Source organism: Bradyrhizobium canariense, from assembly GCF_900105125.1.
GTDB lineage: Bacteria > Pseudomonadota > Alphaproteobacteria > Rhizobiales > Xanthobacteraceae > Bradyrhizobium > Bradyrhizobium canariense_A.
The window spans coordinates 1,129,549-1,142,531 of the sequence record NZ_LT629750.1 but is presented as its reverse complement, the minus strand read 5'-3'; the positions used below and the strand labels follow the sequence as shown (position 1 = coordinate 1,142,531).

Genomic DNA, 12,983 nt, shown 5'->3' with positions numbered 1-12,983 from the left:
TCAGTGACCTTGTTGCGACCGCGGCGTGGTGCTGCCCGTGTCGGTCGGCCGCGCGATTTCGGCTTCGAACATGTCTACGATGCGCGTCAGCGCCTCTTCCTCGGTGTAGGCGCTCTCGCGCGCATAGGCGCGGGCGGCATGGCGTGCGACATCGACCAGAAGCAGGCCCCACATGTCCGGCTCCTCGAATGCGCGCGTGAACGCGATGGAAAGTCCGCCATCGAGGACGAATGCGCGCAGCACTTCCGTGGCATCATCGCGACCCATGACGTCTGGAGGCAATGGCTGCTCCTTGGGACCGGCCATGATTCACCGATAGCAAACGGCTTTGGCGGCTTCGACCACCTCGGCCACCGAAGGCAATGCCAGCTTTTCAAGGTTGGCCGCGTACGGCATCGGCACGTCCTTGCCCGACACCCGCGCTACCGGTGCATCGAGGTAATCGAACGCGTGCTCCATCAGGCGCGCCGCAATTTCGGCGCCGACACCGTTTTGCTGCCAGCCCTCTTCCACCGTCACCGCGCGGCCGGTCTTTTTCACGGAGGCGACGATCGTGTCGGTATCCATCGGGCGCAGCGTACGCAGGTCGACCACTTCGGCCTCGATGCCGTCCTTGGCAAGCTCTTCGGCCGCCTTCAGCGCGTAGGTCATGCCGTTCGACCACGAGATGATGGTGACGTGATTGCCGGAGCGCACCACGCGCGCCTTGCCGATCGGCACCACATAATCGTCGAGCTTCGGGACTTCGCCGGAATGGCCGTAGAGAACTTCGTTTTCGAGGAAGATCACCGGATTGGGATCGCGAATCGCGGCTTTCAGGAGGCCCTTGTAATCAGCGGCCGAGAACGGCGCGATCACCTTCAGTCCCGGAATTTGCGAATACCAGGCCGAATAATCCTGGCTGTGCTGGGCCGCGACGCGGGCCGCGGCGCCATTCGGTCCGCGGAACACGATCGAGCAGCCCATCTGTCCGCCGGACATGTACAGCGTCTTCGCCGCGGAATTGATGATCTGGTCCATCGCCTGCATGGCGAAGTTGAAGGTCATGAATTCGACGATCGGCTTTAGCCCCGACATCGCCGCGCCAATGCCGATGCCGGCAAAGCCGTGCTCGGTAATCGGCGTATCGATCACGCGCTTGGCGCCGAATTCCTCCAGCAATCCCTGGCTGATCTTGTAGGCGCCCTGATATTCCGCGACTTCCTCACCCATCAGGAACACGTCGGGGTCGCGGCGCATTTCTTCGGCCATGGCGTCGCGCAAGGCTTCGCGGATCGTCATGGTCACCATCTCGGTGCCTTCCGGCACCTCCGGATCGGGCTCGGTAACGGCCTTTGGCGCCGAGGGCGCTTTAGCCCCGGTTTGGGCGTCATCCTTGGGCTGAGGCGCTTCAGTTTTCCCATCAGTCTTGGCTGCCGCCGGCGGCGCGGACTCCGCGGCCTTTGCTGGCGCGGCCCTGCCGAGATCGGAAGCACTCTCGCCATCGGCGAGAATGGTGGCGATCGGCGTGTTGACGGCAACGTCGGCGGTGCCCTCCGGGATCAGGATCTTGCCGAGCGTACCCTCATCGGTGGCCTCGACTTCCATCGTCGCCTTGTCGGTCTCGATCTCGGCGATGACATCGCCCGACTTGATCGTCTCGCCCTCCTTCTTCAGCCACTTGGCAAGGTTGCCCTTTTCCATGGTGGGTGACAGCGCAGGCATCAGCACTTGAATTGGCATATCAGCTCCGAAAGTCAGCTTGCGCTCTTAGCGATAGATATCAGTGTAAAGTTCGGACGGCTCGGGCTCGGGATCGTGCTGCGCGAAATCTGCAGCATTGTTGACGATCTCGCGCACCTCGGCGTCGATGGCCTTCAATTCCTGCTCGCTCATGCCGGCCGCCAGCAGCCGGTTGCGAACCTGCTCGATCGGGTCCTGATCGTGACGGACCTTCTCGACCTCCTCGCGCGTGCGGTATTTCGCCGGATCCGACATCGAGTGGCCGCGATAGCGGTAGGTCTGCATTTCCAGGATAAATGGCCCCTTGCCCTCGCGGCACCAGGCGACGGCCTCGTCACCGGCGGCCTTCACCGCACGGACATCCATGCCGTCGACTTGCTTGCCCGGAATGTTGAAGGAGATGCCGCGCTTGGAGAAATCGGTCTGCGCCGAAGAGCGCGTTACCGACGTGCCCATCGCGTAGCGGTTGTTCTCGATGACATAGATCACCGGAAGCTTCCACAGCTCCGCCATGTTGAAGCTCTCGTAGACCTGACCCTGGTTCGAGGCGCCGTCGCCGAAATAGGCCAGGCTGACAAAATCATTGCCGCGGTAGCGGTTGGCGAAAGCAAGGCCGGTGCCGAGCGACACCTGCGCGCCGACGATGCCGTGGCCGCCGAAGAAATTCTTCTCCTTGCTGAACATGTGCATGGAGCCGCCCTTGCCCTTGGAATAGCCACCGTGACGGCCGGTGAGCTCGGCCATCACGCCTTTGGCCTCCATCCCGCAGGCCAACATGTGCCCGTGGTCGCGGTATCCCGTTATGACCTGATCGCCCTTTTTGAGGGCCATCTGCATGCCGACAACGACCGCTTCCTGACCGATATAGAGATGACAGAAACCGCCGATCGCTCCCATGCCGTAGAGCTGGCCGGCCTTTTCCTCAAATCGCCGGATCAGCAGCATGTCGCGCAGCGCGACCAGTTCCTGCTCTCTGGTGAATTCCGGCGGGGAGTCGCTCCCTTTGTCCTGCCCTGATTCTTTCGCGGCGGTTTTTTTGGGTGCGGCCATGGCAATTCCGGATGAGAGAGTGGATCGCCCTCTCTAACCCAACTCAAACCGCCATGAAAGGATTGCGTGCACCTGCGAAGATTTCACTATGCCGCACTGCAATGCGACGCGAAATTTTCGTGATCGATTTCGCGAAGTTTTGAAATTAGACGACTGTAACGCCTCTAAAGCGAGGCGGGACAGGTTCGCGTGAGGAGAACGCGCCGGGGCTAGTTCGGCTTGATCCGGACCAGATCGTGCGGATTGACGTAGTCGAGCTGATAGCGTGCCCGCTCGTCGAGCATGTCGGGGTCGACCCGGTCGGATCGCAGCAGCGAGACACGCTGCTCGCCCTCGGCCCGCTCCTGCTTCAGCCGCGCCAGTTCGGATGTCAGCGCGATGATTTCCTGGTCAAGTTCCTGCTGCGCGTTCAATCCGTATTTGCCGGTGTAGGCGTTGACACCGAAATAGCCGATCAGGGCTGCCGCCATCGCATAGAGGGCGAGCCCCGTGAGCACGGATTTGAGTCGGCTGCGAGAGACCATGGAGCGGAGGATGCGACGGTCCGGTTAACGGAATCCTAAAAGACGAAGCCGCCGCATACCCCATTAATCAAGCCCGAGAGGCAGGCTTCGGCGGAATACGCGCTCTGCCTACCGGTGATGCCGGCTCACGAAGGCCGCATAGGCGTCGATATATTGCTTCAGCACCGCCAGGAGCGATTCCTTGATCAGTTCGCCCTTGTCGTCGAACGCGTCGCCGACGCCGTTCAGATAGATTTCCGGCTGGCCCATGATCGGACCGGAAATACCAGGCAGGATATTCTGTAAATGCTTGGCCGCGCTGACGCCGCCGAGCGGACCCGGCGAATTGCTGATGATGCCGACCGGCTTGCCGAGGAACGAGCTTTTGCCGTAGGGGCGCGAGGCCACGTCGATGGCATTCTTCAAGACGCCGGGGATCGAACGGTTGTATTCGGGCGTGACGAACAGGACGCCGCTCGATTTCTGAATCTTCTCACGGAAAGCCACCCAATCGGCCGGCGGTGCGGATTCCAGGTCCTGATTGAAGAACGAGATGTCATGCAACGTGACCACGTCGAGCTTCAGCGTATCGGGCGCCAACTTGGTCAGCGCGTTGGCGATTTTAAGGGTGAAGCTTTCCTTGCGGAGACTGCCGGCGATAACGACGACGTGATGAGTGGCCATGAGAGATCCCCTTCAGGTGCTGAACGATTGCCGCCAACCTAGCCAAATCCAATAATGATGCAAGTGCATGAATGCCGAAATTGCTGGCGACACTTATCGCCTCCGTAAAAACAGGCCGCCCCATCGGGACGGCCTGCCCTATCAAATCTCTCGCAGCGACGATCAGATCACCGGATTCCAGGCCGACGGCACCAGACGGTACTTCGCGCCGTCCTTCTCGACATGGCCGATGCAGGGGAAGGTGAAATGGAAGCCCACCACGGTTGCTTTCTCCGCCGACGCCATGTCGTAGAATTTGTGACGGGTTTTCTGCGCCAGCTCGGGATTCTCGTCATACATCACGTGCCAATCCGGATTGCGCAGGAAGAACTCGGGAATGTTGGTGACGTCGGACTGAATCAGGATTTTCGAATTGCCGGAGGCGATTGCGAAAGCGGTATGACCGGGCGTGTGGCCCGGCGCTTCGATCGAGGTGATGCCGGGCGCAACTTCCTTGCCCCAGTCATACTTCGTCACCTTGGACTCGATGCCGGCAAAGGTCTTTTTCACATTGGCGAAATAATTCTTCATCAGATCCGACTTCGCCTTGGCGGCATTTTCATCGCTGGTCCAGAAAGCCCAGTCAACCGACGGCGCCATGATCTCGGCATTCGGGAAGGCCATCGAACCGTCGGCGGCACGGATGCCGTTGGTGTGATCCGGATGCAAATGTGACAGTAGCACGACATCGATGCTCTTGGGATCGACGCCGGCGGCGGCAAGATTTTGCAACGTGCGTCCGACCGCGCCCTTGGCCGGTTCGAGATTGGCGACACCGTTGCCGGTATCGATCAGGATCAGCTTGCTGCCGGTGTTGATTAGCTGCGGGTTGAACGGCACCGTGACCATGCCCTTCGGCATGTAAGCCTCTTCCGACGCCTCCAGCGCCTTGGCCTTTGGTACGTTGGTCACGAACGTATCGGGCATCGGAAACGACCGCGCACCGTCATTGATCGAGGTGCATTCGTAAGTCCCGACCTTGTAGCGGTAGAAACCGGGCGCTTGCGCGCCGGCGGCCGGCACCGAGGCGCGCGCAGGGGTCCCCAGCGAAGTCAAAGCACTTGCAGCACCGGCTACGGCGGCGCCGGCCAAAAGATGACGACGGTTCAGATCAGTCATAGCGAATTTCTCCCATCCTCCACGCGTTGTGTTTCGCGTGCGTTCGCGGCGCGAATGTCCCCTCGTTGCCAGCAGAACGCAAGTCGCCTCGCCCTGTGCGCGAGTAAGACTTACGTTACATGACCGGTCGCGCCGTCCGCCGAACCTCATCCGCCCTTGTTCGGATTGATCAGGTACTTTTCGCCGGTCGCACGCTTGGCATAGGCGGCGATGTTCGAAAGCTGTAGCGCCTCCTGCAGCGACACCACCTTGGTGTAATGGCTGGCAAACGTGGTCTTGAGCTCGGCGGCAACGCGCTGGCGCAGCCGCTCGCCGTCGGCGCGACCGATCTTTTGCAGGAACGGAAACAACAGCCAGCCGCCAACGCCCCAGGCCATGCCGAATGCCCTGTTCAACTCGACCGGGCCGGGATCGAGGCTGCCATAGATGTAGACCTGCTTATGCACGGTTGATCCATAACGGCTGTAGACCTTGGCGGTCTTGTTGGCGGCAATCTCCATGCAGGTGAGAATCTGGCCAGCAAGTTTGCCGCCGCCGATGGCGTCAAACGCCAGCGTCGCACCGGTCTCGACCAGAGCATTGGTCAGATCGTCCATGAAAGTGGGTGCAGAGGAGTCGACCACATATTTCGCGCCGATCTTTCGTAGAATGTCTGCCTGCTGCGAACTGCGGACGATATTGACGAGCGCGATGCCGTCCTTGATGCAGATCCTGTTGAGCATCTGCCCCAGATTGGATGCGGCCGCGGTATGCACCAGCGCCTTGTGGCCTTCCCGCCGCATGGTTTCGGTCATGCCGAGCGCGGTCAGCGGATTGACGAAACAGGAAGCGCCGTCTGCCGGCGTCGCTCCTTCCGGCAGCACCAGCACGTCGCGCGCCTTCAGGCAACGGTATTGCACGTACATTGCGCCGCCGATCATGGCGACGGTCTTGCCCATCAGGGCTTTGGCTGCATCGGACGAACCGGTCTTGATCACGACACCGGCGCCCTCATTACCGACCGGCATGGATTCATCGAGCCGTCCGGCCATGGCTTTCATCGCCGCTTCCGGGACTTTCGCGGTGACCACCGGCGCGTCTTTCGAGCCGGAGGATTTGGCCGTGGTCATATCGGCAGCGCCGATCAGAAGCCCGAGGTCTGACGGATTGATCGGCGTAGCCTCGACGCGGACGACAATTTCATCCTCCGCCGGTTCGGGCGTCGGCACGTTGGCCAAGGATATCTCGAGTTCGCCGCTCTTCTTGATCAACGAGCGTAACTGAAGTCCGGTTTGATGATTCTCGGAACTCACGGTGAACCTCCCTCTGCCCGGTCTTTGACCGGAGCGTCTATCGTTATCAAAGCTTTGTGTTGCCGCGATCTGCGAGCCCGGCAGTCCATGTCGATGGCTTGCCTTCGAAGGCCGATTTAGCGCGCTTGCCGAGCCAATAGGAATAAGGCGGCGGCACAAGATCGAAATTGGGATCGGCGCCGAGTTTCTGTGCCGCGTCCATCGGCCAGTTTGGATTGTAGATGATCTCGCGGGCGAGTGCGGTCAGGTCGGCACGGCCTTCTTGCAGGATTGCCTCCGCCTGGTCGGCGTGCACGATATGCCCGACCGCCATGGTCATGATGTCGGCCTCGTTGCGAATTTTCTCGGCATAGGGGACCTGGTAGCCGTATTTCTGGGCGCGCACGCTATCGCTGGGTGAATAGGCCAGCGTGCCGCCGGAAGAGCAATCGATCACATCGACACCCTGCGCCTTGAGCAGCTTCGCCAACCGCACGCTTTCATCCGGTCCCCAGCCTGCATCGTCCTCACAGGAAAGACGCATGAACAACGGCTTGTCCGCCGGCCAAACCGCGCGGACGCATTCGGCCACCTCGATCGCAAACCGCATGCGGTTGAGTTCGGAGCCACCATATTGGTCGGTTCTGACGTTGGCGACGGGCGACAGGAATTGATGGATCAGGTAGCCATGGGCGCCGTGAATCTCCAGCACATCGAAACCGGCTGCATCGGCGCGCGCCGCCGCCTCGCTCCACTTCACCGCGAGATCGCGTATTTCGTTATGGGACAGCGCGCGCGGGGGCGGCGATTTCTCGGTGTGCGGCACCGCGCTCGGCGCCACCAATTCCCATCCCTCCCAGTCGAAGATGCCGGGCTCATCGCCACGCAGCGGCTTGCCGCCTTCCCATGGGCGCGAAAGCCGCGCCTTGCGGCCGGCGTGACCAAGCTGGATCCCGGCAACGGCGCCGTGCGCCTTGATGAAAGCCGCGCAGCGCGCAAGGTTCGGAATAAACGCGTCATCCCAGAGCCCGACATCGCCGACGGTGCCGCAGCCGTTGCGCGCCACCTTGGTCGATTCCATGATGACGAGGCCCGCGCCGCCTTGGGCATATTTGCCGACGTTGACGAGATGCCAGTCGGTCGCAAATCCTTCAACCGCCGAATATTGATGCATCGGCGCGACCACGACGCGGTTCTTCAGGCGCACACCCCTGATATCGAGCGGAGAAAACAGCAGGGGTTGCGTCATCGCGTTTGGTCCCTCGGCCGCAATGATCGAGCGTCCTCTCCGTTCTAGGCAAGCGCTTTCAACGCCGCCCTGCCGGCATATTTCGCCTGGCTTCCCAACTCCTGCTCGATCCGCAGCAACTGGTTGTACTTGGCGGTGCGATCGGAGCGCGCCAGCGAACCGGTCTTGATCTGACCGCAGTTGGTGGCGACCGCGAGATCGGAGATGGTGGAATCCTCGGTTTCGCCGGACCGATGCGACATGACCGCAGTATAGCCGGCCTTGTAGGCCATCTCGATCGCGCTGAGTGTTTCCGTCAGCGTACCGATCTGGTTGACCTTGACCAGGATGGAGTTGGCGCGGCCGTTCTTGATGCCGTCGGCGAGCCGGATCACGTTGGTGACGAACAGATCGTCGCCGACCAGCTGACACTTATCACCGATGAGATCGGTCAGCTCTTTCCAGCCCTCCATGTCGTCTTCAGACATGCCGTCCTCGATCGAAACGATCGGATAACGCGCAGCGAGATCGGCAAGATATTTCGCCTGTTCGGAACGCGAGCGCGTCTTGTTCTCACCGCCATAGACGTAAGAACCGTCCTTGAAGAATTCGGTGGCCGCGCAATCCAGGCCCAACATGACGTCGGTGCCCGCCTTGTAGCCAGCCTTGCCGATCGCAGCCATGACGAATTCGAGCGCTGCGTCGGCGGACGGCAGGTTCGGCGCGAAGCCGCCCTCGTCGCCGACATTGGTGTTGTGACCGGCCTTTTTCAATTCACCGCGCAACGTGTGGAAAATCTCCGAGCCGCAGCGCAGCGCTTCCGCGAACGTCTTGGCGCCGACCGGCAGGATCATGAATTCCTGGAAATCGATCGGGTTGTCGGCGTGCACGCCACCGTTGATGATGTTCATCATCGGAACCGGCAAGGTCCGCGCCGAGGTGCCGCCGACATAGCGATAGAGCGGCATATCGAAGGACTCCGCTGCCGCCTTGGCGACCGCGAGCGAGACACCCAGGATGGCATTGGCGCCAAGCCGGCTCTTGTTCGGCGTGCCGTCGAGATCGATCATGACCTGGTCGATCTGCACCTGCTCCTCGGCCGCCATATCATCCAGGGCTTCAAAGATTTCGCCGTTCACGGCTTCAACGGCTTTCCGGACGCCCTTGCCGAGATAGCGATTGTTGTCGCCATCGCGCAGTTCGACCGCCTCATGGGCGCCGGTGGAAGCGCCTGACGGTACCGCCGCCCGCCCCAGCGAACCATCTTCCAGCACCACATCGACCTCGATGGTCGGATTGCCGCGGCTATCGAGAATTTCGCGGCCGATGATGTCGACGATAGCGGTCATGGGAGCCTCTTTGGAAAATGGAAGGAATGGGCGCTTGGCGCCGCTTCTACAGCAACGCACGGGTGCGGAAAAGGCCGCCTCATCGCGTGACGTTGATGTCACAATTGGCTAATACCGCGCCAACGGAGACCACCATGTCGAAAACACCGCGCAAATCGTCAAAATCGGAGGGGTTGCAGCTCGGCCGTGCCGTGGAATGGCCCGATACGCCAGAACGAGCAAAGCTCGACCGTGTTCCAAATCCACAAGCCGATACCAATTACGTGGTGCGGTTCACGGCGCCGGAATTCACCTCGCTTTGCCCTATTACCGGCCAGCCGGATTTCGCGCATCTGGTGATCGACTACGTGCCGGGCCAGTGGCTGCTGGAGTCGAAATCCCTCAAACTGTACGTCGCAAGTTTCCGCAATCACGGCGCATTCCATGAGGACTGCACGGTCGCGATCGGCAAGAGGATCTCGTCGGAAATCAAACCGAAATGGCTGCGGATTGGCGGCTACTGGTATCCGCGCGGCGGCATTCCGATCGACGTATTCTGGCAGACCGGCAGATTGCCGAAGGGCATGTGGGTGCCTGAACAGGGCGTCGCGCCCTATCGCGGGCGGGGCTGATCGCGTTCGCAGGTTTGTGCAGGTCTGCTTGGAGCCGTCGCAGGGCGGAGCGGCCATCAGACGGTCGATACGGTTGATGAACGTCGTCACGGCCCTACGCGATGATTCCGTTTTGTTCACGGAGAACGAACAGGGGGCGACTTTTGACGCTCAGACAGACCTTAACAGAATGAAAATTTTTCGCGTGAATGACACCTGGATGAGGCGGGAAATTGAGACCTCTATGGCTGAACGTCTGGCCGCTCGGCCGCGTCGGCCGGTTTCGTTTGCCGCAGCAGTCCCGCGCAGACAAATCCGAGCACGACCATGACAGCCGCACTCGTCAGCAAGGTCGGCAGTTTTCCGGCGTGCTGAATGCCGAATCCGTAAGCCATCGGACCGATGGTCTGCCCCATGAAAAAGAAGAACGAATGCAGCGAGAGCGCGGTGGCGCGGGCTTCCACCGAAAGCTCGCTGGCGAATACCTGCAGGCATCCGTGGATCATGTAGAAGCCCCAGCCCATGAACAGCAGGCTCAGCGTCTGGAGCTTCCAGGCGGGACCTAGCGCAACCATGGCGAGTTGCAGCGCCACCAGTGACGCTCCCGAGATCATCATGCCCTTGACGCCAAGCCACGGAAGAAAACGCGAAACCGTCAGCGTGTAGAACAGCCCGCCGACCGCAAAGCCGGCGATGACGATGCCGGCAATCGACAGGCTGGTTTGACCCATCTCGAACAAGAACGACGCGATGAACGGAAATAATCCGAGCACGCAGCAGCCTTCAACGAACACGGCGGAATAGCAGACGCGCGCGTTCGGGTTGGCGAAGATCGTACGGTAGCCCTGCTTGAGCGCCGACAGATTTGTTCTCGGCGGAGACTTTAGATCGGCGCCGCGAAAGCCGGCGGCCACCGCTACCGACGCCAGAATGACCAGACCGCCGAGCACGGCGAGCACGCCGCGCCAGCCAAGGAAGTCGCCGATCAGGCCGGAGGCGGACGCGCCCAACAGATTGCCGGTCATCGCACCCGCCAGCGTACGTCCGATCGCGACCTGGCGTTTATCCGGCGCGACGAGGTCGCTGGTCAGTCCCAACGCGATCGGAAACACGCCGCCTGAGCCGATACCGGCGAGAATTCGCGTTGTGACAGCAGCGAGAACGACGTCGACATCGCGCCGAGGATGCTGGCGCAGCCAAGCAACACCAGGCAGATGATCATCAGTCGCGCCTTGCCGAACAGGTCGGCGGCCGCCCCGAGCACCGGCTGCACCATGGCAAACGTAAATGCGTAGACGGATGCAAATCCGGCCGCCGCCGTCATGCTGACGCCGAATTCGTTGGCCACGTGGGGCAAAACCGGATCGAGTGCCCTCGTCGACAGGCTGGCGGAAAAGGTCGCAAGCGCAATGATGTTGAGCACCGGCGGCAGGCGTGCGTCGTGCGGCCGCAATCCGGTTTGCGGCATCAGCGCTTTAGGTTCTTCGCAACCACATCAAACGCCATCAGCGTCCGCACCAGATTTTCGAACTCTCCCAGCGGCACCATGTTGGGACCATCAGATGGTGCGTGATCGGGATCGGGATGGGTTTCAATGAACACACCGGCGACGCCGACCGCGACGGCAGCGCGCGCCAGCACCGGCACAAATTCGCGCTCGCCACCCGATGACGTACCCTGCCCGCCCGGCTGCTGCACCGAATGGGTGGCATCGAAGATCACGGGAGCGCCGGTGGTGCGCGCCAGAATCGGCAGTGCGCGCATGTCCGACACCAGGGTGTTATAGCCGAACGAAGCGCCGCGCTCGGTGACCAGCACGTTGGGATTGCCGGCGCTGGTGATCTTGGCAACCACATTCGCCATGTCCCACGGCGCCAGGAACTGTCCCTTCTTGACATTGACGACCTTGCCGGTCGCCGCCGCCGCGACCAGCAGATCAGTCTGCCGGCACAGGAAAGCCGGGATCTGCAGTACATCCACGGCCTGCGCGACCTCGGCGCATTGCGAGACCTCGTGGACGTCGGTGAGCACAGGCAGTCCGAGCGACGTGCGAATTTCGGCAAAGATCGGCAGCGCCTGTTTCAGCCCGATGCCGCGCGCCGCCGATGCGCTGGTGCGGTTGGCCTTGTCGAATGACGTCTTGTAAACAACGCCGATCTTGAGCCGCGCCGCGATCTCCTTTAGCGCACCCGCGACTTCGAGCGCGTGAGCCCGGCTCTCGAGCTGGCAGGGACCGGCGATGATCGAGATCGGCAGGTCATTGCCGAATTTGACCGATCCGGCGGAGACAATCGGGGCGGCGGAATTGTTGGCGTTCAAGACATTTCCCTTTTTCGGGACGACCATACTGGGCGTAACGGGCGCGTATTCCGCAAAGATGGCAACCGGTTTTGCGATCAGACTACGCGCAAGCCAAAAACAAAAAGCATTTTCTTACGGCAAACCTTTGCCGGAAAATGCCTTGGGATCAACCCTCTTTGGCGGCTTCGAATATCAGGGTTGCCCTATGGGCGACATCCGGAGGCACCACGAGCCTTCCGACATGGCGACGCGAAGCAATTTTATTCTGGCGGTGCAGTGTCTCGGTCTGCGCCAGATCGGCGACGACGAAACGCAACGCGTTCAGCGTCATCCCCTCGCCGCTCACTTCGGAAGAAACGTCGAACTGGTCGCGGAACGACACAGGTTCCGTGATCTCGACCACGCCGTTTTCGGTGCGGGCCTGAATCCCAATCGACGTCGAATGCAGGTCGCGCAGACCGGTGAACGCTTTCAGGAAAATATGGTGATCGGTCGGATTGTCCGCGACCATCACGGCGCCGGACACGGCTCTGGCGCCATTGGCATGGATTTGGAACGCCGGATTCCAGAAATTCTCGGGGAAATGGTGCTGGCACGCCGCAAAGCGCACATTGGGTGAAGCCTTGTCCTGTGCGAATGCCAGCGAGAACGCGAGCTTCACCACCGTGCCGTCGGGCTTTTTGCCCTCGCGCGCGAAGTCGAACACCTTGGAATTTCCTATTCCGGCGGCCTCGAAGGCGCGGGCGTCGTCGGCTGCGTTGCTGCTGTTGAGGAGCAGCATGGAAAATCCTTCACGCGCGGCGAGAAAATCGCGATTGAATGCGCCGAATGAAAACGAGCGAGCGCCGTGCGGCACGATCTTGTCCGGCTCGACGACTTCAAGCATTTCGATGTAGCAATTCTTCAGTTGCACAATTCGGTTGTGCGTGCCCCACGGATGGCGGTTGCGCGCACCGACGGTGAAGCCGGCGCTCGCGTAGAACGCCGCCGCCGCGTCGAGATCGCGGACGGCGTGCACGATATGGTCGAGACCGTGGGGCATTGGGGCGAAGCTTTCGTCGAAGCTTTCTTGGCCTTGAGCCTTGGTGTTGATTGCATCAGCACCAAGGCTCGATCCTGTCGTGTTG

12 protein-coding genes and 1 pseudogene are annotated in these 12,983 nt (G+C 61.1%); 1 reads left to right on the top strand and 12 read right to left on the bottom strand.

All coding sequences use genetic code 11. The features are described from left to right. The 9 genes from BLV09_RS05680 to eno form a co-directional block, all read right to left on the bottom strand. The gene (locus tag BLV09_RS05680) at window positions 1-306 is read right to left on the bottom strand and encodes a DUF5076 domain-containing protein (protein WP_100381991.1); all 306 of its coding nucleotides are present in this window, start codon (window positions 304-306) and stop codon (window positions 1-3) included. Window positions 307-309: 3 nt separating this feature from the next. Beyond that, window positions 310-1,722 (bottom strand): pyruvate dehydrogenase complex E1 component subunit beta, encoded by a 1,413-nt coding sequence (locus BLV09_RS05675; RefSeq protein ID WP_146686586.1) that lies wholly within the window; start codon window positions 1,720-1,722, stop codon window positions 310-312. Between the two features lie 27 nt (window positions 1,723-1,749). Beyond that, window positions 1,750-2,772, bottom strand: coding sequence for a pyruvate dehydrogenase (acetyl-transferring) E1 component subunit alpha (gene pdhA / locus BLV09_RS05670; protein ID WP_100381993.1), 1,023 nt, complete (start codon window positions 2,770-2,772; stop codon window positions 1,750-1,752). Between the two features lie 209 nt (window positions 2,773-2,981). Further along, a complete protein-coding gene (locus tag BLV09_RS05665; protein WP_100381994.1) occupies window positions 2,982-3,296 on the bottom strand; it encodes an FtsB family cell division protein in 315 nt (104 codons plus the stop codon). A 108-nt stretch (window positions 3,297-3,404) separates the two neighbouring features. Next, complete coding sequence (locus BLV09_RS05660) at window positions 3,405-3,959, bottom strand: NADPH-dependent FMN reductase (protein ID WP_146686585.1); 555 nt, start codon at window positions 3,957-3,959, stop codon at window positions 3,405-3,407. A gap of 162 nt (window positions 3,960-4,121) precedes the next feature. Continuing rightward, complete coding sequence (locus tag BLV09_RS05655) at window positions 4,122-5,117, bottom strand: MBL fold metallo-hydrolase (protein ID WP_146686584.1); 996 nt, start codon at window positions 5,115-5,117, stop codon at window positions 4,122-4,124. Window positions 5,118-5,263: 146 nt separating this feature from the next. Beyond that, window positions 5,264-6,409, bottom strand: coding sequence for a zinc-binding dehydrogenase (locus tag BLV09_RS05650; RefSeq protein WP_146686583.1), 1,146 nt, complete (start codon window positions 6,407-6,409; stop codon window positions 5,264-5,266). A gap of 46 nt (window positions 6,410-6,455) precedes the next feature. After that, entirely contained in the window at window positions 6,456-7,637 is a 1,182-nt protein-coding gene (locus BLV09_RS05645; protein WP_146686582.1) for an NADH:flavin oxidoreductase/NADH oxidase, read from the bottom strand. Between the two features lie 44 nt (window positions 7,638-7,681). Then, complete coding sequence (gene eno, locus BLV09_RS05640; RefSeq protein ID WP_146686581.1) at window positions 7,682-8,965, bottom strand: phosphopyruvate hydratase; 1,284 nt, start codon at window positions 8,963-8,965, stop codon at window positions 7,682-7,684. Window positions 8,966-9,099: 134 nt separating this feature from the next. Between eno and queF the strand changes: the two genes are divergently transcribed. Beyond that, window positions 9,100-9,576, top strand: coding sequence for a preQ(1) synthase (gene queF / locus BLV09_RS05635; protein ID WP_146686580.1), 477 nt, complete (start codon window positions 9,100-9,102; stop codon window positions 9,574-9,576). 221 nt (window positions 9,577-9,797) lie between these two features. On the opposite strand, the pseudogene BLV09_RS05630 reads toward queF, so the two are convergent. The 3 genes and pseudogenes from BLV09_RS05630 to BLV09_RS05620 form a co-directional block, all read right to left on the bottom strand. Beyond that, window positions 9,798-11,023: pseudogene (locus tag BLV09_RS05630) on the bottom strand (MFS transporter). Next, a complete protein-coding gene (gene kdsA, locus BLV09_RS05625) occupies window positions 11,023-11,874 on the bottom strand; it encodes a 3-deoxy-8-phosphooctulonate synthase (RefSeq protein ID WP_146686579.1) in 852 nt (283 codons plus the stop codon). Before kdsA ends, BLV09_RS05630 begins: the two are co-directional and overlap by 1 nt. Before the next feature lie 148 nt (window positions 11,875-12,022). Then, window positions 12,023-12,898, bottom strand: a complete 876-nt coding sequence (locus tag BLV09_RS05620; protein WP_146686578.1) for a VOC family protein — start codon at window positions 12,896-12,898, stop codon at window positions 12,023-12,025. Window positions 12,899-12,983: the final 85 nt, after the last annotated feature.

Excerpts from the sequence above, each read along its gene's own strand:
- BLV09_RS05675 (WP_146686586.1), bottom strand. The coding sequence starts at position 1,722 with ATGCCAATTCAAGTGCTGATGCCTGCGCTGTCACCCACCATGGAAAAG.
- BLV09_RS05645 (WP_146686582.1), bottom strand. The coding sequence starts at position 7,637 with ATGACGCAACCCCTGCTGTTTTCTCCGCTCGATATCAGGGGTGTGCGC.
- BLV09_RS05665 (WP_100381994.1), bottom strand. The coding sequence starts at position 3,296 with ATGGTCTCTCGCAGCCGACTCAAATCCGTGCTCACGGGGCTCGCCCTC.
- BLV09_RS05660 (WP_146686585.1), bottom strand. The coding sequence starts at position 3,959 with ATGGCCACTCATCACGTCGTCGTTATCGCCGGCAGTCTCCGCAAGGAA.
- BLV09_RS05680 (WP_100381991.1), bottom strand. The coding sequence starts at position 306 with ATGGCCGGTCCCAAGGAGCAGCCATTGCCTCCAGACGTCATGGGTCGC.
- BLV09_RS05655 (WP_146686584.1), bottom strand. The coding sequence starts at position 5,117 with ATGACTGATCTGAACCGTCGTCATCTTTTGGCCGGCGCCGCCGTAGCC.
- eno (WP_146686581.1), bottom strand. The coding sequence starts at position 8,965 with ATGACCGCTATCGTCGACATCATCGGCCGCGAAATTCTCGATAGCCGC.
- pdhA (WP_100381993.1), bottom strand. The coding sequence starts at position 2,772 with ATGGCCGCACCCAAAAAAACCGCCGCGAAAGAATCAGGGCAGGACAAA.
- BLV09_RS05620 (WP_146686578.1), bottom strand. The coding sequence starts at position 12,898 with ATGCCCCACGGTCTCGACCATATCGTGCACGCCGTCCGCGATCTCGAC.
- queF (WP_146686580.1), top strand. The coding sequence starts at position 9,100 with ATGTCGAAAACACCGCGCAAATCGTCAAAATCGGAGGGGTTGCAGCTC.